Source organism: Paenibacillus sp. FSL M7-1046 (genome assembly GCF_038007405.1).
GTDB lineage: Bacteria > Bacillota > Bacilli > Paenibacillales > Paenibacillaceae > Paenibacillus_AQ.
Genome location: NZ_JBBOXB010000001.1, coordinates 5,858,993 through 5,879,130, shown reverse-complemented (window position 1 = coordinate 5,879,130; position 20,138 = coordinate 5,858,993). Strand labels below are relative to the sequence as shown.

Here is a 20,138-nt window from a genome sequence, read left to right as displayed (position 1 = left end):
GATTACCATGGTAAATAAGTTGTCATACGATAAAGTAATAAAATATGGTACACAAGGCTTTGAAAAATATTTAAGTGAGGGATTCACTGTTAATCAAGCAACTTCAAGGTCAATCGTAGAATTCGAAATTCAAACTGACGATTTTCAAGATGTTGAATGGATTTTGTACCTTGTCTTAGCAAAGTTAGGTATTGAACATGGCGACTTAAGAGACGACATTAAATCCCAAGCAATGGATATCATACATTCGAATAAATTGGTGAAGTATTGGAGACAGGAGGGGCTTGATAATAAAGAACTTGAAGAAAGGGTTTTATTTGTAGAAGGGATAAAGGATTTATTAACAACAGTCTAAGACACTTCTATGAATTAACTGGTTATAAGTAAAAGAAATGGATCATTAGCCATGCGCACCATACACCGCCCATTAAGCGAGCGGGAGATAATGAAGCCAAGCAAATTTAGCTTTTCATGCCCGCGCGAAGATTAAACTGAACCTGAGAATCATCCAAATAATGTGACGAGATGCGGAATCTAATTGAATACACTTGGGGCTTACCGTTACTATCTAGACTGTCTTGTTATTCATGGATTATTCGAATGTGACAAATTCAAGATGAAACACCTTATGTTCTGTATGTCTGGCGTGATTTTGCCTGTAGAGTGTCTAACCTATTAGGGAAGACAACTTGAAGGGAGAAATCATACATAAATTATCCAGTTAAAGAATGCATTCAGAAACTAGGGTTGACACATCGGGCGTTTGTTGTCCTGAATGACATCTCATAGGAGAGGTTCCGTAGTTGCCTGTATGGCTATACCGATTCCATCCCCCGCGCGCCATCCTGAATGTCATGGTACAAAATGGCTATGATGAGCAAGAAGCACAGCGGCAGTATCTAATGTGTAGGAAATGGAAAGTTGAGCAAGAGCTTCACACCCCCGCCACCACAGCAGGGAGGGCGAATTCATGAAACGACTACCGTTAGATACGCCTTAACCCTGATGCGATGGGAGAACGGGCTCGGACATGGCTTTGATCTTGATGAACTGAATGGCATCTTCGTCAAGAATGTCAAAGAACTGATGTCACAGGAGCAAGTCGAGCTAAGCTTTGCACATTACCTTACTAAGTCTAAACACAATGATCTCGTTCTTCGAAATCAAGTCTTAGCCAAAGCTGCTCGATTCCTAAATCAGTATGATTGGCGGCTATCCGACGATCACATAGATTACTATCGTAAATACTTGCCGTTGTTTGGCTAACCTATCCCCCGCCGTTTGCGAGGGATTTTCTTCTTTTGTACAGGGCTTAACTGTCACATTACCCTATTGTATAGAAAAATTGAAGGAGCAACGCTTCTGACAAAATTGAAAAGGATATGGTGACAAGTATAGTCCTACACCTAAAATCAGACCAAATGCTATAATTACTAAACCTTCATCACTTAAGAGTGGGAAACCAGAAGGAAATTACGCTGAAGCTACGGGTAAAGATACTCGAGGAATAGATAGATAAAATGAAGCCGCGAATGTGTTAGCGGAAAATGGATATCGTACGACAATGCTTGACGAAGTCCCCAGTGGAAATGCATTTGATGGAAACGGCTATGGTATTGATCCCTCTAAAAGTCCAGACTTCATAATTGATAGGCAAGTTTTTGATTGTTACGCTCCTGATTTAGGTACGAAGCTAGACAACGTTCTTAGAACTCTCAGAGAGAAAACTACAAAACAAGCAAGAAGAATAGTTTTAAATTTAAATGATTACCCTGTTGGAAAAAGGGCTGAACTTATTGAATTTATAAAAAGTCAAACACAAAAAGATTTAAAACATTTAGATGAACTACTAATCATTGAAGGCCGTCAAGTAACTAGAGCGTATTGGAGGTTTGAGTAAAATGGATTTTTGGCTATCTATTGGTTCTGATTTACCTAGAGAAGTTTTTAGAAAATTGCTTTACAATATGATATGTGAGGTATTAGTTTTGGAATTAAATATTTATGAAGCAGAAGTAAAGGATTGGTCTGATACTCAACATTTGAGTATTGGTTGCACTTATTTTTCTATAAGCATTAATTTAGATGACGAGGAAGAATATACAGAACGTTATCGCAAGCTGAATCTCGAAACGTATGGTGTGAACACAAACGTTAATATTAGTATTCAATTTATATCGCGTACATTTGATATCGGATGGTTAAAATTCCTTGAATTTATTGGAAAATTATTGCGATTGAACGAACAGGATTTGGTTGTTGAAGATGATTCCTCAAATCCACTATTGAAAAGAATTAAAGGGAGTTTGTTCATCAATAATAATTTAGATGAACACCGAATCTGGTATATGACTAAAGAAAATCTAGAACTACTGAATTATCCTTATGAAGAAGTAGATTTCTTAAAAACAAGTGAAGTAGAAGAGTAGAGGTTTGTCCAGATTTTTGGTGTCTATCAATAATTCTGTGTAACCATATTAACCACGCCACAATGCGAGCTTGCCGTCCGTGTTGTGGTTTCTTTTTTATCTGCCGCTTCATGCTAAAAAATATAGTCATACAAGTGGCGGCTATTCAAAAATACCCCACCCAGTGCCGAATGAATCGAGCAGCTGATTCCAATTAGACATAACCCATGTAATATTTTTGTCAGCCGATAACTGAAAACTTTCAAGAGCTGTCCTTAATGAAAAGAACCCCACATTCTTCAGATCTCTATCTTTATCATTGAAAATGTGTATAACTACCAGGAATGAAGTCCAAGCGTTCATTTCGGTTCTACGTATAATAACGTATAAAACTTGGAAGGGGAAATGATAGATGGCAACAATTATAAGTTATGGTTCAAAGGCGTTAAATCCATTAGGAGCTGTTGCATTAACAATTCCACCGGGGCAAAATATTGGGATACTTGATACCTCAGTAGTTATTCCTCCGGAAAATCCTGCTTCTTTCTCAAATAGAGTTGAGTTAAAAGGAAGTATTAACATTGACCAGATTGTAACTCCTGATAATTTCAATGTTGTAATTCTCAGAGCTGGGACAGTAATATATCGCTCTCATATTCGACTTGTGGGTACAGCAAATCCTGAAATTAAGCAAATAAATGTTCTATGGGTTGATGGTGCCCCTTTGGGCGTTATAAACTATCAATTGGGTATTGAAAATTCGAATCCGGGCACTACCTTCATCACTATAGTTGGACCAGTAGTATTTACTGCGACAGCTATTGGAGGAGATGGCGTAATTTAAGTTCTGCACTAAGATTTGCGTCCAACCAGGTAACAAAAGCAACATTCGCTGAAGTAGTTAACCACGCCCCTGTGAAAAGCATTGGACAGTTGAACCGATCTGGTTTAACTGTCCTTTTTTTCATGGGCATATACGTAATTAGAACGATTTCTGAAAAGGGCTTTTTTATGGCAGAAAATTAGCAGGTATCGGCTAAGGAACTAAGTTCTTATCCTCCGATGTCAGAAGACATGAACATAGTCCCATTAGAGCCAGGCACGGTTATCAAGCGAAATAAAAAACCACTTAGGCTCGGAAATCCCAAGCTTAAGTGGTTAATCGTGCTTTTATATCTTATAACAACTTTAAGTTGTCGGATTCAATGCCCCTTGATACTCATTCATTAAATTGTCGATAATCTGCTGGACGGACAAAATCTCTTTAATCTCATGGACTCTGGACCCAGCAAAAACCAAACCGTTCTTAACATCTCCTCTAAGGGAAGTAAGCAGAGATTCCATTGTACAGAAGCGATGTGAACAAACCTTTAGACAATCATAGCATTTGACTATCTTTATTTTGGCATTATCACTGATCCGGTCTGTAAATTCATTCCGAATTGCTCTACCTTCTAGACCCACTGTAGACTTGATGAGGACAGTATCTCCTTGCTGAGCATCTACATACTTTTGCTTGAAGGCTAAGGGAGCATCACACTCATGGCTAGCCACAAAGCGGGTACCCATTTGAACACCAGATGCGCCAATCCGAAGGGCTTTTGCGATATCATCGCCTGTCAGAATCCCACCCGCAGCAATAACCGGAATCGAAACGGCCTCTAAGACTTCAGGAAGGATATCAAACATGGATCTGTCTGTACCTAAATGGCCCCCAGCTTCGAACCCTTCCACAACGACTGCGGAGGCACCAAGTCTTTCGGAAATTCTGGCTAATTTGGCGGATGAAACAATAGTTACCACAGGAGTACCATATTCTTTACCCCAAGCATAAATATCTCTAGAAATTCCGGCTCCAGAAATAATAAAGTCAACCTTTTCTTCCAAAGCAACCTTCATTTTTTCGGCAAAATCCTTTACTGCGAATAGTACATTCACACCGATATAGCCAATCCCTTTAGAGAGTTCTCTTGTTTTGCGAATATGCATTCTCAGCTCTTCAGTAGTGATCCCTGTACCAGAGATGGTGCCGATCCCGCCTGCATTGGCTACAGCAGCGGCTAGTCCACTTAAGGATATGCCTACGCCCATTCCACCTTGAATAACAGGAACTCTGGATTTAATATGTCCGAATTGGATTGTTGGAAGTTTCAATTACACACCTCTTTCACAAGTTGTAAACATTATAAAAACTCCTCTGGAGTAATTAGCTATAACTTAACACAGTTAAGTCTTTCCCGATGTGACTGTGAGCATGCTCAAACTATGTTAAATATCATGTCTTTCAAGTATGCCTCTTTTTATGACACTCTATTAACGAACGATAAAATTGTCTTAACTGGAAACCATTTTTTAGATTGTGTTATTCTGTCTAATAGTGAACTCAATTTAGAGAGCGGGATGTTACTTGAAAAAAAACATATTATATATTGAAGATAATGAGAAAATAGGCAGTTGGGTAAAAGAAGAATTGGAGCAGCGAGGATTTTCAGTTCAGTGGCTGCTTTCTGGTGATGGAGCCGAAAAAGAAGTAAATCAGCATGAAATCGTTATTTTGGATATCATGTTACCCGGTTTAGACGGATTTACAGTGGGAAAACGATTAAAAAAGGCAGCTCCTGCTGTTCCTATTTTGCTGTTAACTGCCCGAACATCGATAGATGATAAGGTAGAAGGTTTACAATTTGCTGATGACTATTTAACGAAACCATTCCATACGGAGGAATTAGTTGCAAGATTAGAAGTATTAATCCGTCGAAGTGGCGTAACACATTCCGAACGTATTTCATTAGGAAATGATATTGAATTAGATCCAGAAGTTCAAATGGTATTTGACAAACACACAGGAGAAGAAATTATATTGACAGGGAAACAACATCAAATTTTAATGTACTTCTTACGCCACCCTAATCAAGTTTTACCAAAAGAACAAATCTATGAAGCCGTTTGGGAAGAAGCTTTTATAACAGGTGATAAAACATTAATGGTACATATCCATCGACTGCGCCAAAAGTTGGAACGTCATCCGGATTCCCCAGAGATTATTGAAACGTTGAAGGGAATAGGTTATCGGGTGAAACTATGAAACAGACTAAATCATTATTTCGTCGTTTTCTAAAAGGACATTTTCTATTTATCTTTTTTCCTCCGATTGTACTTATTTTCTTATCTGCGTTTATTGAGTCTCCTTTTAATGAAGAAGAGCTGAATAAGTTAAATTATTTTTACGTTGTACTGCTATTGTTTGGTTTTATTATTGTAGCATTTGTTGTAATATCTTGGATTTTCTTCTTGAGGCTTCGTAAACGTCTCACCCGCTTACAGGAAGTCATGTCATTTTCAGCTAATAATAATTCATTTCCTAAACCAATATCTGTTCAAAGAGATCGTATGGATGAAATAGACCAGTTAGGAAGTTCTTTTAATTGGATGATTCAGCAGCTTGAAGACAGCCGCAAGCGAGAATATGAAGAGGAATTATTACGACATCGGCTCATTGCGAATTTATCTCACGACTTACGAACGCCACTTACTATTTTGAGAGGACATATCACCAGATTAAATAAAGAAGCAATAAGTTTAGAAGGACAAAACTCATTAACAGAGATGAACTATACGATTACAAGAGTCGGAGATCTAATGGATGATTTACTTTCCTATACATTGCTTACATCAGGGAAACATCCTTTTGGGCCCATTTCAACAGATATTGGACGTTTAGTAAGAGCATCTGTTGCTGCGTGGTATCCTGTATTTGAAGAAAAAGAAATTCAGGTTGATGTTGATTTACCGGCAGAGGAGACTTTTTATTGGAAAGCAGATCCTAAATGGATGACACGGGTTCTGGACAATTTATTTCAGAATATTCTTCGCCACGCAGCAGAGGGGAAATATGTACACATTATGGTAGATGTAGAAAAAGAACAGATCCTTGTTGCAGACAGAGGTCCAGGTATGGATAACTCTTCCTATGGGCGTGGGGCGGGAATTGGTTTATCGGCTTCAAATTATATGTTGAAAAAAATGAAGCTGAAAGCTGACTTTACATCAAATGAAAATGGCACAAGAGTGGTTATAGGTAGAGCTTAACCTAAAGGTAACCCAGAATTAAACAGCATGATCACCGGGATGTAACTTTGCTTCTTTATAATTAGAACCATAACAGAAAGGAAGTGTTATGGTTGCTTACAGTTGATAACTTAGTCAAACATCGCGGAACTGGGGAAATCTTATCAGGTATTAGTTTTAAAGCTAGACCAGGCAGAGTAACTGGTTTTTTAGGTCCAAATGGGGCAGGTAAAAGCTCTACACTTCGCATCCTGCTTGGATTAGACCGTGCCACCTCAGGGAGTGCGCTAATTAATGGAAAGCCATTCGCAGAATTACATAATCCTCTAGCAACCGTAGGTGCCGCACTTGATGGATTTGGAGCTCATCGTATGCGAACAGGACGGGCACATTTGCGTTGGATTGCCCGTGCCGCAGGATTGTCCCGCTCACGTGTCGAGGAAGTTCTGGAAATAGTGGGTCTTACTAATGCGGCTGGCAAAAGAGTTGGAAGTTATTCCCTTGGTATGGGAAGAAGACTTGGAATGGCTGCTGCATTACTTGGTGATCCACAAATATTGATTTTAGATGAACCCGTAAACGGGCTCGACCCAGAAGGAATTCGTTGGATTCGGACATTTTTACGTGAACGTGCTGAGTCTGGAAACACGGTGTTACTGTCCAGTCATCTAATGGGAGAACTTGCAGAGACTGTTGATGATGTGGTGATTATTAAGCATGGAAAAATCGTTGCAGATGGAACATTGGAAGAAGTAATAGGTAACCATTCCACGCTGGAGGAAGCCTTTTTTGCCCTGACATCTGAAAATGCAGGTGAGGTTGTATGAGAGCATTCAACGCGGAACTATCTAAATTGTTCTCCCTGCCGGGCATTTGGCTTGCCTTTCTTCTTGGAGCATTTGCCCCAGCGGTCATTGCTGCCTTGGACAGTATAGCAGAAAAAGATGCGATTATAGCTGGAGTTAGCACACGGCTATCGGAAGTTGGATATATTGGCTTAGCTCTTGGTGTGCAAGGTGTCATTATTCTTGGTGTGCTTGCTGTCAGCAGTGAGTATTTGACAGAGAGCAGTGAATCTGGTGGAGGACAACAGATTACAACAAGTTTAACTGTTGTTTCATCCCGATTTCTTTTTTTGCTGGCAAAAGCAGGCGCTGTGACAGTGATCAGCATACTGTTATGTATTGTTGCTATTATGACAACTGTATCAGCAACGCATCTTATTCTTGGTGAATATGCTCCTGCATTTGAATGGTCTAAACTTATCGGTGCAGTTTGTTACTGGACATTCACTGCTCTTTTAGCCTTTGGGATTACTGTTCTAACAAAGAATGGTATTATCCCGCTTGCTGTGCTCATGATAAATTCATCCGTTGTATCATTTAGTGTCCTGCTTTCTAAGGTTACAAAGTTGGCGTTTTACTTACCAGATAGGGCCGGCGCTGAAATGTTTATATTTATGAGCGACAGATTTCACACCCCGTTCACAGGCGGTGTAGTCATGTTTGCCTGGGTAGCCGTTATTTTCATTGTTGCAGCTATTGTATTCCATAGGAGGGACGTTGCATCATGAGTGTCTCATCTAGTAGAAAGATAACACAAATCCTTGGTGCTGAACTGGATAAATTAGTTACATTACCATTGATATGGCGCACTCTTATGGGTACCTTCATTCTTAATTTAGGTTTAGCCGCAGCTTTTACTTCTGCTGGTCTACAAGGAGCTGCAGGAACGCAGAGTATACTGAATATAGGACTTTCTTCTATGGGATATCTTCAAGCAGGCTTCATTATTCTTGGTATCTTCGCTACTTGTTCGGAGTATACGGGTGGACAAATTCGAACTACTTTAACTACGATACCTTGGCGTGAGTTCCAATTATCCACGAAGCATTTGGCATTGGCAATTATAACTATTCCTGCTGCGTTTATTATTGCTGCATCAGGTGTACTATATACTTTTATTATGATGAGAGACATAGCAGTAGTGATAGAAATAGACACAATGATACAAACATTAGCAGGTGCAACAGGCTATCTAACATTAACCACACTTCTCAGTGCAGCTATAGGTGCTTTATTAAGACGAACTACTCCTGCCTTAGTGGTATTGCTTGGTTATTATTTCATTGTCAGTCCATTGTCGAGAGATTTTCTACCTAGTATTAAAAATTATTTTCCGGATACGGCAGGATATTATATGTATATGCCGCCTTCCTCTGATGAGATAAATGTCCTTACACCCATGCAAGGGACAGGTATTTCAATGTTATGGACACTGATCTTTTTTGCAGCAGCTATTGTATTTTACCGTAAACGAGATGCGTAAGTTTATTCCATCGATGAATCCCACGGGATGTTCTTGAGAAAATTGAGTGGGAATAGCTTAGGAACAAAAATACTCTCTTTTAACTGCTTGTATAGCAAATAGAAGAGAGTATTTATTATATTGGGTGAGTAAAGTAGTACTCGAAGTATTTAATTTGTAATTCCAAAGCTAGTATTAGTTATATATTTCGGTTCATTGCTATGCAGGACATGAGAAGGGTTTCACAGTTTTGGCTGTCATGATAACGTTCTTTCTGTGCCTGTTCATACTCCGTTCATATTGCCGTCACGAAGGGGACATCTTGGTTGATTACACTTTGAATATGTCGCTAGCGCGGCTCTACAGATATAAAGACAGGAGAAGATGAACGTGACAGGAATGGTGGAAATCAAGACAGGGAACAGAATCCGCAAAAAACAGAAACTATGGTTGAAAATAATAGGAGGTCTTCTCGGGGCGCTTGTGCTGTTCATGGGCATCTTGTTTATCGTTAATGTGATCAGTAACGGGGTCGAGAAAAAGAAAATCGAACCGTACGGCCAGTATGTCAATGTGGATGGTAAAAAAATGAATGTGTTTATTCAAGGCAGCGGCGAACAGACAATCGTCCTTCTTCCTGGACAAGGAACTCCGTCGCCAGTGCTTGATTTCAAATTGCTGATCGATGAATTGTCTCCCGAATACAAAGTCGTAGCGATTGAGCCGTTCGGATACGGGTTGAGCGACGAAACTGAGAAGGTAAGAACAACAGAGAATATCGTCAGTGAAGTTCACGAAGCTGTGCAGCAGTTGGGTATTGACCGTTACGTTCTTATGGGACATTCCATCACTGGACTATACGGAGTGTCCTACGTGAACAGCTACCCGGATGAGGTTCTTGCTTTTGTCGGCATCGACAGCAGTGTTCCGAATCAGACCGGCATGGATGTCAAATTGCCTCTGAAATCCATGCAGTTTCTGCAAAAATCAGGTCTGATGAGATTGCTCCAAAAGGTGAGCGAAGATCCATATGAGTCACTTGCCTTCGATGAGTATACTAAAGAACAAATGCGTCTCATTTCGAATCAAGTCGCGACCAATCCAACAATGATGAATGAGCTCAGACATCTCGGTACCAATTTCAAAAATGGAGAACAACTTACCTACCCTAACGATTTGCCGGTGCTTCTCTTCGTCCAGTCGAATAACGAGAACAATGAGCAGTGGGTTCCGCTGCATGAGGCACAAGTCAAACAATCGGCACAGGGAAAAATGATCCCGATGGAAGGCTCACATTACCTGCATCATACGAAATTCAAAGAAATCGCCGGGGCATTCAAAGCTTACATGAAGCAAATACAACCTTTCAAATAATAAGAGTAGGGAGAGAGAGAGTTTGACACAACCAGCAGGAGAGGAAGTAAGGAAGCGTTCAATAGTAAAAAGAGTGCTGCATATTTCATTAAAAGTAATCGCCGCAGTGGTTATAGCTATACTACTTTTTATCGCCATCGTGTTTACCGTAAACAAAATCAGCAGTCATTCAGAACAAAAAAGAATGGAACAGTATGGTCAGCTTGTGTCTGTAGATGGTAAGCATATGAATGTTTTCATCCAAGGCGAAGGCGAAGAAACCGTAGTGCTTCTTCCCGGTTATGGAACAGCGGCGCCTGCACTTGATTTTAAGCCACTCCTATCGGAGTTAAGCCCTTATTATAAAGTCGTCGTGATCGAACCTTTTGGTTACGGATTGAGCGATCAATCCCGGAAGGAGCGCAGTTCAGCCAACATAGTAAGTGAAATTCATGAAGCGTTACAAAGTCTCCGGATCGATCGTTACACCCTTATTGCTCACTCCATTTCCGGGCTCTATAGTCTGGATTATGTGAACCAATATCCAAATGAAGTGAAAGCCTTTATCGGGCTGGACAGCAGTGTTCCATCACTAAGCGAACAGAAAATTGATTCGTCTGATACAGAACCGGTTAAATGGTTCCGCAACCTGGGCTTTGCCCGGTTACAATTGAAACTGAGTGCTGACCCTTATGAAGGACTGCCTTATGATAAAGCGGCTAAAGAACAATTGGACATCTTGATACGCAAAAACATGTATAATACAACTCAATTAAATGAGGCAGTGAGCATGTATTCCAACTTTAAAGCAGCAGAAAAGCTTACTTTTCCTGCCAATTTACCTGTCCTTTTCTTTCTTCAGGCGAATCACCCTGCGACGGACCGATGGATTCCGGAACATGAGAAGCAGATCCAGAACTCTGTACATGGAGAAATGGTCTTATTGGACGCGGGACATTATCTGTATCGTTCCCATCCAAAAGAAATCTCTGAAAAAATAAGGGATTTTACTGGAGGAATAAACTCAACAGATTAACAGTCTGATACCATCATAAATCGCGCGCTGCGCGATTTTTTTTTGCGTTGCAGTTACACTCTTTTACGAACAAAAGGAGACGAAAAAATTTGAAATGACAGGAATCTGCGGAACGGATCTCGCCCCCAATATTTCCAACGGCGGCAGCCTTGAACTAGAAAATAAAGTTATAGACTGCCGCTGTTTGTTGAAATAACGTTTCTGTTAGTTCAAAGCCACGTGGAAGTGAACTAATTTTCTTCCTCTGCAATATGCTTCAATAACTTGGCTGGATTACCTGCAACAATCGTATTTGCAGGTACATCTTTTGTTACTACTGAGCCCGCCGCAACAATAGAATTGTCACCAATTTTCACTCCTGGCAAAATGGCGCAGTGCCCACCAATCCAGACATTGTTGCCAATCGTAATCGGTATGCCGTACCCACTTTTATTTCGGTCCTTCGGTTCAATTGAATGACCAGCTGTATAGATTCCGACGTTCGGTGCAAACATGCAATCGTCGCCAATGTGAACTTCAGCCATATCCAATATGGTGCAGTTATAGCCAGCATAGAAGTTGCGTCCCACATGAATGTTATAACCTATGTCACAATGAAAATTATGCTCGATGCTTATTCCTTCACCAGCGCTTCCAAACAACTCTCGAATCAATCTTTCTTTCTCTTTCCCATCCTCAGGGTCGCAGTCATTGAAAGCCTTAATAAGCTTCTGGACACGCAAGCCTTTCTCCCGTAGTTCATCCGTTCCACGTTCGTAGTAGAACTTTCCTTTCTTAGGTTCGCTCATAAATATCCCCTTATTCCAACGTTTTACTAAGTATATACGATAGGGCGTTCACATAAAAACTATTCTGATATGATCTTGGATTGAAATTACAATCTGTAATAAGATTTACGTTGTCAACAATCACCATTTACCGCTTCTATTATTTTATAGCAGAGCATTGCCATTTCTTCAGCGGATTGCTTCGCACCGCTTCTAATCCAACTTGCAGCTACACTGTAAATGGCACCGCTCCAAAAGTAAGCAGCGTAGTTCGTAAGTAAGGATACTTCTTTTGATCTAATCAATTGTGCGTCTTGCATTTCGCTAAGTATAGTATCTGCCATGTTAACTTTCAGGATAATTTGTAAGCAGTCGATATGTTGTTCTAAAGTTTGAAATAAAGCAAGCCAATAATCATAAGAGTTTCTAATTGGATGATGCAGATTCATCGCAGCAACGATTTTATCTACAATTTCCTTCATCGTACTCTGTAGAATATCTTCTTTGGAGTTGTAATTCCGGTAGTAAGCAGTGCGGGACACCCCGGCCCGTTTAACGATACCTGTAATCGTTATATCCTCAAAAGCCTGATCCTTCATAAGCAGTACCAAAGCAGCTTCAATACTTGATCTAGTGATTCGATTAGATTCCTCATTTGATAACCTGAGGCCTTCCATACGTTGTAACTCCGTAACTTCTTTCTCAGACATTACAATCCCCCCTTCTTTGTTAAGCCCGTTCTATCATGCATTGACCCTGTTTGATATGATGTTACAATTGTAATGTCAGTTCGAATGTATGTTATTTAATGAATTTTGTCAATTGAATTTGAGAGGGGAAATCTTATGAAAGCACTAATTCTTGAAAAACCAGGGGAACTGGACAGCCTTACTGTTGTTACAAATAGGGAAATACCAGAACCCAAAGATAATGAGATCAGAGTGAAGGTCTATGCAGCAGGATTGAACCCTTCGGATTACCAAGTGGCTGAGTACGATGGTCTGGAGTCCGAGAAGAAACGCGTTCTGGGATTAGAAATTGCAGGAATTGTAGATGCCGTTGGCAGCAGCGTGAACAATTTTAAAATTGGAGACCGCGTGTACTATCTTCGCAGCATTAATAATCTCGATGGCGGATTTGCGGAATACTCTGTGACTACAGCTCACACTGCAAGCAAACTGCCGGATGAAGTACCTTTCGAACTGGCAGCGGTAGTTCCGGCAGCAGGATATACGGCGTATCAAGCGATAATGCAGAAACTTAAACCGCAATCCGGTGGCACCATATTGATTCATGGCGGTGCAGGGGGTGTAGGGGGATATGCGATTCAATTAGCAAAAATGTGTGGATTGAAAGTGATTACTACTTGCTTAGGAAAGGATATCGACTATGTACGCGTTCTAGGGGCGGATGAGGCAATTGATTTTACTAAAGGAAGTGTAAATGAAGAAATCTTGAATCTGACTAATGGCCGGGGTGTTGATTACGTTTTAAATACGATAAGTCCCGATAGTGCGACTAAAGACCTTGAGATTCTTGCCTTCGGCGGCGAAATGGTTGTAACGGCTGGATTCCCTGATTTTAGCCGAATCCGTTTTTATGACAAAGGGATGTCTTTACACGAGATAGCACTTGGTGCTGCTCATACACAAGGTGATTTTAATGCACAATCCAATCTGGCAAGGATTGGCGATCATTTTGGTAAATTGCTTGCAGAAGGAAAGATTGTACCTCCACAAATCACAACGATAACCATGGAAGAAATTCCATCCTATTTGAAAAAATTAAAAGAAGGCAAGGTCACCGGCAAGGTTGCAGCCAGAGTCATTTAGGAGCGACTGTTTGCAAAAGAGGGATCAATGGTCGTTCTGGTAGGTGGACGGAAGGGGAAACTGGAGGGAGTTTCGGCGATAATATCAATCAAACGGCCAACCCTGTATAATACCAGCAGCTGTTACATGACTAGAAGATATGAATAAACTGCGCGATCAAGTGTTAAGCCGTTTCGGGAGAAAACTTTAGCTGTTGAGGAAAAAGAACATGATATAACAGTGGAATTGTTCGATCCTGGATATGTACGGTCAGAGCAAAATCCTGATGGACAACAAGGTCCAAATGCAGTAGCAGAAGAATTATTCAATATGATCATCAGTAATAAAGAATCATGATACTAGTACCCTGACCGTATCAAATTTTATGTACAGTTCAATAGACCGGACAGCATCACTTTAAGCAACATGCTCGCTAGTAACCTTACATTTGTCTTGGTCATTGTACTAGTACAGCTATGGGTGAAACCAACGCTTTATAATGTAATAATGTGTAAGTTTTCTAGACCACAAATATGGTGTCCTTAAAGAACCCACACTAGGCGTGGGTTCTTTAGTGTAGCTTTAGCAATTCGAGGTGCTGGTATTATTCTAATTGCTCGGTTTAGCTGAACATAAGTATCAAAAATGAGACCGTATACACCAATGCGAATCGCATTGAATTGGCCAGAAAACAATGCCTTAAAGGATTACGTAGATTCATTTGTAAAAAACATGACTAAACGCCAATCAAATTGCAGTAAATAACATAATTAAACGACTGTAAACAACCCTAAATAATCGGTTGTTTTTTTGCATTAGATGCATTAGAAAGGGGGTATTCGGCAAATGTACAAGAACATGGCACTATTGCCGATTTGATGATTATCTAAAAGCTCCATTCCAGAAGGCGATGTTATATGAAGTGTAGTAATGGACCGTGGAACGGATCTGTAGCCCGTTGTTGTCCAGACTGTTGCTGCCAAAATGCTGGAGATAATAGTCATAGGTTCTCTCAGCATTATAAACCGATATCTCCGAAATATTGAACCCCTATCCGAAATTCGAGCCATATATAACAGAGATTTTATAGTATATAATGTTTTTCATAAAAGCCATATAATTACATCAAAGAATTTAATTTGCAATAAAAAGTATTATATTTCATTTTATGAAAGGAGAATATGAATTGCCGGAAATATCAATCATAATCCCGACATATAAAAAAGCTTTCTACCAAGACTTATCTATTGCAAATAAAAATTATATATAGGATAGGTGAATAAAATGATTGATTTATTACAGTTACAAAAAAGAGTTTATCAGAATAAAATTGCGAAAGGATTTAATGTTACTGATATTTATAAAGAATTTTGTTTTATATATGGCGAATTATCAGAAGCTTGCGAAGCTTATCTGAAAAAAAAAGACGATTTGGGTGAAGAATTGGCTGATGTTGCACTCTACTTAATAGGGCTTTCGGAACTTCTAGGAATTAACTTGGAAGAAGAGATAGTGTGTAAAATGGAAAAAAATGAAAAAAGAATATACGAAAATAAAAATGGTGTACTTACAAAAGTAAAAGAATAAAACTATTCCTCACTCGGCACACGGTATGACACCTCATGTAAAGATAGGGACAGATCCAATTGAAGCAGGGGACTACATCATTCCAACCAAAGAAGTTTTACGCTTAATGGACAAAATGATGAGAGTAGTAGTTTATTGAACACAACTCACTGGAGTTGTGTTTGTTTATAATTGGCTTGTTAATGGATATCCTAAGTATAAGGCATCTCATAGACATATGTACAAAATACGGGTTTTGTGAATAAGTATTGAGTAAATAAACCGGACCAGCCTAATTCAAGCCGTTTTTGCATCTGATCCGGCTTATTATGCTTGTAATAATATAAATGAAATTTTACTACTCTTTATCATTTTTTTAGAATATTAATTTCTTTTTCCTGCATGATACTTTTCATTTATTTAATGCGTTCATTCAATACGATATTCTGTAATTAGACTGTACTTGGTTATGTAACTCGAATCGTCTGAATTATCAAATGAATTTCTCCGGATCTTACTTAATTCTGATCCTGCAGTCCCAACTGCAGGATTTGCCGTTAATTCATTTATTCCTTTACTTATGGATCCAATTAGTCCTGTAAATTAATTTGGCAATAAAATTTCATTTACACTGTTAACTGCCTCATTATTAGGTTTATATATTACATTTCCTCAGATAAGTTGATCCTATTTTTTAACTCATGTCACCTCCCTATTTTATCATCAAATATTTACCATATAATAACATTTTAAAACATGATCCATTCCTGAATCATTTTGATTTCATCATGAAGTCCTTCACTTATATAGTCAGTTTACAAGGAACTACACGCGCAGAATGTCCAGTAACATCTAAATCTGAACTTCTATAACATTTGTAATGTTGAAGCAATTATAACCCTCATTTGATTTTTCAGACACAAAAGTCCCGCAATCAACTTTCTTTCATAGATTGTGGGACTTTTGTGTAATTTTTATACTACAGGATTTATTTATCTTGAAGTTTATTAATTAAAGCTATTACTCGGTTAGTTTTTGTTTCTTCCTTTTTAGCAATTTCAATATAATTTATCTGCTCTCGTTTAATGTAATCAGGCTGAGTTAGGAATGTATTCAGTATGTGGTGATCTTCAAGGCTTTTTGAAATGTAATCCGGCAAAACAATATTACGGTTTTCCTCACATTTTTTAAGAACTACATGGAGTTTGTCACCGAGCTCTTTATGTACTGCTCTTCGAATAAATTCATTATAAACAAAATAATGCCCATTTTTTGACGGCAACAACGTATGGTCAAACTCGTGCCCGTCAACGGTGATTTGAACAGATACTTTACCATTAGTATTGAATACTTCCCTTACTGAATATGGAAAATAAACCACTTTCCATTTCATTTTACCTTCCAGCATCTTTATCTCACTATCAAATTCATAAACCATATTGAATAACACTCCTCATTGTGAAAGAAGCTGATTTCTATCACTCACGTTATCATAACCACTTTACTGCTTCTAGGTGATTTGAATTCAGTATGTTGTTGCAATAACCTATATGATGTTGAACATGTCGGATCTGCATTAGGATTACATCAGTTTTAGTTATTTCTTCGAATAGTACACATGGTTCCAATAATTTGTCGTCAGTAAGTTCATCCAAAAACCTACGGGCCACGCTCAATATCTCCTCAACATACTCCGTCATTTCCTGTTTAGTAGGGTAGTCAGCGCACTCCTTATCTAGGGCTTCTGTTATATCCTTGCCGAAGTCAGGTATTTTGAATTCTTCATCCTTCTGCTGCCTAAACCAAAATTTCATACTGGTTGTAGCATGAAATATCTGCTTCCAGTATTTTTGCTTGGCATCCATCCAAAAATCATCAGGACATACTTCGATAAGTTGCTTCAACATTTCTAACGTCGGTTCAAACTGTCTTCTTAAGACAGCTACCATCTGGTCACTCATGCTCATCAACTCAATTCTCATAATTTAGTATTGTGACTATATTCTTGATTTCAACAAACAAAACCTTCTCATTCTCAGCAGTGCTATTGGCAAATTTGTGAACCCCCAAGCTAGTTCCACCCGATACGTATTTCAAATAGTTTCCTGATCACTTCGGCGTTCGTCGCTCAGGCTGTATCGCCTTTCAACATTCAGTTTACGCGATCTAATAAGCACTCTTATACATAGAATAAAGTAAAACAGACTGCCTCTAGGGCAGCCTGTCGTAGTTAATGTTATTTTCGAACCGAAAAAATGAACTTCTCCAATGATCCTATATCGGTAATGCTCTGATTACAAGCATCGCTCTCCAGACATACGTACTGGCCAATAGAAGAAATATTATCCGGCGAGGCGTTCGCTGGCTTGGTCTTAACCGTGAGGAATGCAAGCTCTTGATGGCGATTACAGAACAAGCAGTACCCTTTCTTGTTAGTGGGCGTGATTCTTCCCTCGATACCAATGAATTGTCCTTCGAACGGATAGACAATGAATAATTTGTTCGTAGCTATGTCTACCCAACTCAGATACGTTACATATCGGAAGTCGATAGATCCTAAGTCAGGCACCTTCAGCTTCTTATTCTTAGGGAATAGTTTCTGAATCTGCTTCAACGTAATTGGTGGAAATGGCTCCAGATAGGGTTCTAATGCGCCCAGAAATCTCTGGAAATCATATGCACTTTCGAAGGCCGATATTTGTTCCAGCATTTGCTGCTGATCATTTGTAAGGTTAGGAATGGCTTCAATAATATTCGCAGCTGCACGATATCTTACAGTCTTCAAGACGTTTCGATCCGCGACGGTTCGCAGCGTTTTCTGCAGAAAATCCGTTTGTTTCTTAATGACGTTATACTGATGGTTTCTAATAAATGGTGTATTCATAGCTCTTCAGCCCCTTATTTTTTATATAAAACATAAGGTGCAAAGCCTATTATTAGAAACGATAAAGTCAAGGTTGGGCGATCGTATCCATCCTACCGCCCCCACGCAAAGTATCGCCCCAGATTAGGCTTTGCATGAGGACTTCCTAGCTAATGAGCAATTCTGCTTTGCCATCAGTACAACCCCCAATCAAATTCACATGTGAAAAGTATATCAAGATATCCCAGGAGGTGCAATTTTTCTGTTTCCCTCTCATCTATTTTATTACCAATACATGTAAGCGATATTAAGACAAAAAAACTCCCCGCTCTTGAAAATGTACCTGTAAGCTCAATTCCGCTCCGCTCTGCATGCTCATACTTCAACTCAAATGGATATAAGCTCTTTACAATAAAGGGACCGCATAAATTATGTGGTTTTTTAGGCATGGTATCAGTAGTAGTCAATGAGTGCATCAATCAAGCTAAATTTTACCATCCCCTCCATGCTCCAGGTCAGTTGACTGACATCCTAAAAAGGTTTACATTTAAATAGTTAAACCATATTAACTATTTAAATATTTAAAGTATATTTTTGAGGTGATGACTACTGGACAAGCAGGATCAGCTATCTTATTTAATCAGCCGCCATATGTTGACACTGGTAGCGAGCTACACCAAATTACTGGACAACAATTTAACGGCGCCCCAATATTTTATTTTGCAGACCCTGGCGAAGCATGACAAGCAGACCAGCTCCTATTTTGCCAATGTGCTGGGTGTAACGCTCTCTGCCATCACCAATTTAAGCAGTAAGCTCGTTCAGAAGGGATATATTGAACGCGTGGTATCTGAAACTGACAGGCGCCAGGTGCACTTGAAGATCACAGACCAAGGGCGTGAAGTCGAACAACGGATGCTGGAACGGTACAAACAACTGACAGACGGATTATGGAGTGAATTTTCCGGCACAGAGCTGGACCTTCTCATCCATTCTTATCAGAAAATGATCGATCATTTAGAGCTGAATATGAACATAACCAATACAAAGTCACAGGAGGAATAACACATGGGAAGATTAGATCATAAAGTAGCGGTAATTACTGGAGCAGCCGGCGGGATGGGTAAAGCAGACGCCCTGCTGTTCGCCAAAGAAGGTGCCAAAGTTGTAATTACTGACTTACAGGAAGAGAAGCTGCAGGAGGTTGTCCAAGAGATCCGGGAAAACGGCGGCGAAGCCATAGGAATAAAGCAAAACGTTGTCTCCGAAGAAGATTGGGCACGGGTCGTTGATGAAACCTTGAAGGCGTACGGCCACATCGACATTCTGGTCAACAACGCCGGTGTTTCTGATCCGACTCCATTTATGGAACAAACCGTGGAACGCTGGGAGAGAACGATGGGCATCAATGTAACCAGTATTTTCCTCGGACAAAAAGCAGTCATTCCGCACATGATCGCAGCCGGCGGCGGCTCAATTGTCAACATCTCTTCGATCGCCGGGTTGACCGGCGGAAGCGGCGCAGGTCCATACACTGCCAGTAAAGGTGCCGTACGTATGCTGACCAAGGCCACTGCTGTAGATTATGCCAAGCATAACATCCGCGCCAACTCCATACATCCAGGCTATATTGAAACCCCAATGACCGAGGATCTGCTCAAGGATGAAAAAATGAAGCAGTGGTTCTTCGCACAGACCCCGCTTATGCGCCTGGGCACAGCTCAGGACATCGCCAAAGGCGTCCTGTTCCTGGCTTCGGATGATTCCTCCTACATTACAGGCGTTGAGCTGCCAATTGACGGCGGATACTACGCCAAATAAATAATTATAGGGCGCGATTCTGCATTTACAGCAAGCTGCATTGCATACCAAAGACCCAGGTTGACGGACTATCCTCCGCTTCCCGGGTCTTTTCTCGTTTGAAATCTGTTTACCTCTATCCTTTATTACCTTTGTTCG

General features: G+C 39.9%; 22 protein-coding genes. 15 read left to right on the top strand and 7 right to left on the bottom strand.

What is annotated here, in order from left to right; translation table 11 throughout:
* Window positions 1–7: 7 nt before the first annotated feature.
* The 4 genes from NYE29_RS26335 to NYE29_RS26320 all read left to right on the top strand — a co-directional run bounded on the left by NYE29_RS26335 (window position 8) and on the right by NYE29_RS26320 (window position 3,252).
* Window positions 8–355, top strand: a complete 348-nt coding sequence (locus NYE29_RS26335; RefSeq protein WP_340898095.1) for a hypothetical protein — start codon at window positions 8–10, stop codon at window positions 353–355.
* Window positions 356–1,564: 1,209 nt separating this feature from the next.
* Window positions 1,565–1,900 carry a CdiA C-terminal domain-containing protein gene (locus NYE29_RS26330; RefSeq protein WP_340898094.1) on the top strand — a complete coding sequence of 112 codons (336 nt, stop codon included), beginning with the start codon at window positions 1,565–1,567 and terminating at the stop codon, window positions 1,898–1,900.
* A gap of 1 nt (window position 1,901) precedes the next feature.
* Window positions 1,902–2,429 (top strand): hypothetical protein, encoded by a 528-nt coding sequence (locus NYE29_RS26325; RefSeq protein WP_340898093.1) that lies wholly within the window; start codon window positions 1,902–1,904, stop codon window positions 2,427–2,429.
* A gap of 391 nt (window positions 2,430–2,820) precedes the next feature.
* Window positions 2,821–3,252 (top strand): hypothetical protein, encoded by a 432-nt coding sequence (locus tag NYE29_RS26320; RefSeq protein WP_076110832.1) that lies wholly within the window; start codon window positions 2,821–2,823, stop codon window positions 3,250–3,252.
* Between the two features lie 344 nt (window positions 3,253–3,596).
* Here the strand turns inward: NYE29_RS26320 and NYE29_RS26315 are convergent, their stop codons facing one another.
* Window positions 3,597–4,562, bottom strand: coding sequence for an NAD(P)H-dependent flavin oxidoreductase (locus NYE29_RS26315; RefSeq protein ID WP_076110831.1), 966 nt, complete (start codon window positions 4,560–4,562; stop codon window positions 3,597–3,599).
* Window positions 4,563–4,815: 253 nt separating this feature from the next.
* Between NYE29_RS26315 and NYE29_RS26310 the strand changes: the two genes are divergently transcribed.
* The 7 genes from NYE29_RS26310 (at window position 4,816) to NYE29_RS26280 (ending at window position 11,172) form a co-directional block, all read left to right on the top strand.
* On the top strand, window positions 4,816–5,493 hold the full coding sequence (locus NYE29_RS26310; RefSeq protein ID WP_340898091.1) for a response regulator transcription factor: 678 nt from the start codon (window positions 4,816–4,818) through the stop codon (window positions 5,491–5,493).
* Window positions 5,490–6,497 (top strand): sensor histidine kinase, encoded by a 1,008-nt coding sequence (locus NYE29_RS26305; protein ID WP_340898090.1) that lies wholly within the window; start codon window positions 5,490–5,492, stop codon window positions 6,495–6,497. The genes NYE29_RS26310 and NYE29_RS26305 overlap by 4 nt, the downstream gene beginning before the upstream one ends.
* Before the next feature lie 92 nt (window positions 6,498–6,589).
* The gene (locus NYE29_RS26300) at window positions 6,590–7,303 is read left to right on the top strand and encodes an ABC transporter ATP-binding protein (RefSeq protein WP_076110828.1); all 714 of its coding nucleotides are present in this window, start codon (window positions 6,590–6,592) and stop codon (window positions 7,301–7,303) included.
* Window positions 7,300–8,049, top strand: coding sequence for an ABC transporter permease (locus NYE29_RS26295; RefSeq protein ID WP_076110827.1), 750 nt, complete (start codon window positions 7,300–7,302; stop codon window positions 8,047–8,049). The genes NYE29_RS26300 and NYE29_RS26295 overlap by 4 nt, the downstream gene beginning before the upstream one ends.
* Entirely contained in the window at window positions 8,046–8,804 is a 759-nt protein-coding gene (locus NYE29_RS26290) for an ABC transporter permease (protein WP_340898087.1), read from the top strand. The genes NYE29_RS26295 and NYE29_RS26290 overlap by 4 nt, the downstream gene beginning before the upstream one ends.
* 369 nt (window positions 8,805–9,173) lie before the next feature.
* Window positions 9,174–10,157: an alpha/beta fold hydrolase gene (locus NYE29_RS26285; RefSeq protein ID WP_340898086.1), complete on the top strand. Its 984-nt coding sequence runs from the start codon at window positions 9,174–9,176 to the stop codon at window positions 10,155–10,157.
* A 22-nt stretch (window positions 10,158–10,179) separates the two neighbouring features.
* Complete coding sequence (locus NYE29_RS26280) at window positions 10,180–11,172, top strand: alpha/beta fold hydrolase (RefSeq protein WP_340898085.1); 993 nt, start codon at window positions 10,180–10,182, stop codon at window positions 11,170–11,172.
* 230 nt (window positions 11,173–11,402) lie between these two features.
* Here NYE29_RS26280 and NYE29_RS26275 read toward each other — a convergent pair whose 3' ends face one another.
* Window positions 11,403–11,960 (bottom strand): sugar O-acetyltransferase, encoded by a 558-nt coding sequence (locus NYE29_RS26275; RefSeq protein ID WP_340898084.1) that lies wholly within the window; start codon window positions 11,958–11,960, stop codon window positions 11,403–11,405.
* Window positions 11,961–12,073: 113 nt separating this feature from the next.
* Window positions 12,074–12,649: a TetR/AcrR family transcriptional regulator gene (locus NYE29_RS26270; protein ID WP_340898082.1), complete on the bottom strand. Its 576-nt coding sequence runs from the start codon at window positions 12,647–12,649 to the stop codon at window positions 12,074–12,076.
* A gap of 135 nt (window positions 12,650–12,784) precedes the next feature.
* On the opposite strand from NYE29_RS26270, the gene NYE29_RS26265 reads away from it, so the two are divergent.
* A complete protein-coding gene (locus tag NYE29_RS26265) occupies window positions 12,785–13,771 on the top strand; it encodes a zinc-binding dehydrogenase (protein ID WP_340898081.1) in 987 nt (328 codons plus the stop codon).
* An 861-nt stretch (window positions 13,772–14,632) separates the two neighbouring features.
* Here the strand turns inward: NYE29_RS26265 and NYE29_RS26260 are convergent.
* Window positions 14,633–14,782 carry a hypothetical protein gene (locus NYE29_RS26260; RefSeq protein WP_439823166.1) on the bottom strand — a complete coding sequence of 50 codons (150 nt, stop codon included), beginning with the start codon at window positions 14,780–14,782 and terminating at the stop codon, window positions 14,633–14,635.
* 252 nt (window positions 14,783–15,034) lie between these two features.
* Here NYE29_RS26260 and NYE29_RS26255 point away from each other — a divergent pair, with 252 nt between their 5' ends.
* A complete protein-coding gene (locus NYE29_RS26255; protein WP_340898080.1) occupies window positions 15,035–15,337 on the top strand; it encodes a MazG-like family protein in 303 nt (100 codons plus the stop codon).
* Between the two features lie 967 nt (window positions 15,338–16,304).
* Here NYE29_RS26255 and NYE29_RS26250 read toward each other — a convergent pair.
* The 3 genes from NYE29_RS26250 to NYE29_RS26240 form a co-directional block, all read right to left on the bottom strand.
* A complete protein-coding gene (locus NYE29_RS26250) occupies window positions 16,305–16,754 on the bottom strand; it encodes a YdeI/OmpD-associated family protein (protein ID WP_340898078.1) in 450 nt (149 codons plus the stop codon).
* A gap of 52 nt (window positions 16,755–16,806) precedes the next feature.
* Window positions 16,807–17,298, bottom strand: coding sequence for a DinB family protein (locus NYE29_RS26245; protein ID WP_083675667.1), 492 nt, complete (start codon window positions 17,296–17,298; stop codon window positions 16,807–16,809).
* A gap of 254 nt (window positions 17,299–17,552) precedes the next feature.
* Window positions 17,553–18,200 (bottom strand): FusB/FusC family EF-G-binding protein, encoded by a 648-nt coding sequence (locus NYE29_RS26240; protein WP_076111098.1) that lies wholly within the window; start codon window positions 18,198–18,200, stop codon window positions 17,553–17,555.
* A 630-nt stretch (window positions 18,201–18,830) separates the two neighbouring features.
* On the opposite strand from NYE29_RS26240, the gene NYE29_RS26235 reads away from it, so the two are divergent.
* Window positions 18,831–19,244, top strand: coding sequence for a MarR family winged helix-turn-helix transcriptional regulator (locus tag NYE29_RS26235; protein WP_076111100.1), 414 nt, complete (start codon window positions 18,831–18,833; stop codon window positions 19,242–19,244).
* Window positions 19,245–19,247: 3 nt separating this feature from the next.
* Entirely contained in the window at window positions 19,248–20,000 is a 753-nt protein-coding gene (locus NYE29_RS26230) for an SDR family NAD(P)-dependent oxidoreductase (protein ID WP_340898077.1), read from the top strand.
* Window positions 20,001–20,138 lie beyond the last annotated feature (138 nt).

Coding starts and splice junctions, on each gene's coding strand:
- NYE29_RS26290 (WP_340898087.1), top strand. CDS start 8,046: ATGAGTGTCTCATCTAGTAGAAAGATAACACAAATCCTTGGTGCTGAA.
- NYE29_RS26250 (WP_340898078.1), bottom strand. CDS start 16,754: ATGGTTTATGAATTTGATAGTGAGATAAAGATGCTGGAAGGTAAAATG.
- NYE29_RS26265 (WP_340898081.1), top strand. CDS start 12,785: ATGAAAGCACTAATTCTTGAAAAACCAGGGGAACTGGACAGCCTTACT.
- NYE29_RS26295 (WP_076110827.1), top strand. CDS start 7,300: ATGAGAGCATTCAACGCGGAACTATCTAAATTGTTCTCCCTGCCGGGC.
- NYE29_RS26335 (WP_340898095.1), top strand. CDS start 8: ATGGTAAATAAGTTGTCATACGATAAAGTAATAAAATATGGTACACAA.
- NYE29_RS26330 (WP_340898094.1), top strand. CDS start 1,565: ATGCTTGACGAAGTCCCCAGTGGAAATGCATTTGATGGAAACGGCTAT.
- NYE29_RS26325 (WP_340898093.1), top strand. CDS start 1,902: ATGGATTTTTGGCTATCTATTGGTTCTGATTTACCTAGAGAAGTTTTT.
- NYE29_RS26235 (WP_076111100.1), top strand. CDS start 18,831: ATGTTGACACTGGTAGCGAGCTACACCAAATTACTGGACAACAATTTA.
- NYE29_RS26230 (WP_340898077.1), top strand. CDS start 19,248: ATGGGAAGATTAGATCATAAAGTAGCGGTAATTACTGGAGCAGCCGGC.
- NYE29_RS26240 (WP_076111098.1), bottom strand. CDS start 18,200: ATGAATACACCATTTATTAGAAACCATCAGTATAACGTCATTAAGAAA.
- NYE29_RS26275 (WP_340898084.1), bottom strand. CDS start 11,960: ATGAGCGAACCTAAGAAAGGAAAGTTCTACTACGAACGTGGAACGGAT.
- NYE29_RS26245 (WP_083675667.1), bottom strand. CDS start 17,298: ATGAGAATTGAGTTGATGAGCATGAGTGACCAGATGGTAGCTGTCTTA.
- NYE29_RS26320 (WP_076110832.1), top strand. CDS start 2,821: ATGGCAACAATTATAAGTTATGGTTCAAAGGCGTTAAATCCATTAGGA.
- NYE29_RS26255 (WP_340898080.1), top strand. CDS start 15,035: ATGATTGATTTATTACAGTTACAAAAAAGAGTTTATCAGAATAAAATT.
- NYE29_RS26270 (WP_340898082.1), bottom strand. CDS start 12,649: ATGTCTGAGAAAGAAGTTACGGAGTTACAACGTATGGAAGGCCTCAGG.
- NYE29_RS26305 (WP_340898090.1), top strand. CDS start 5,490: ATGAAACAGACTAAATCATTATTTCGTCGTTTTCTAAAAGGACATTTT.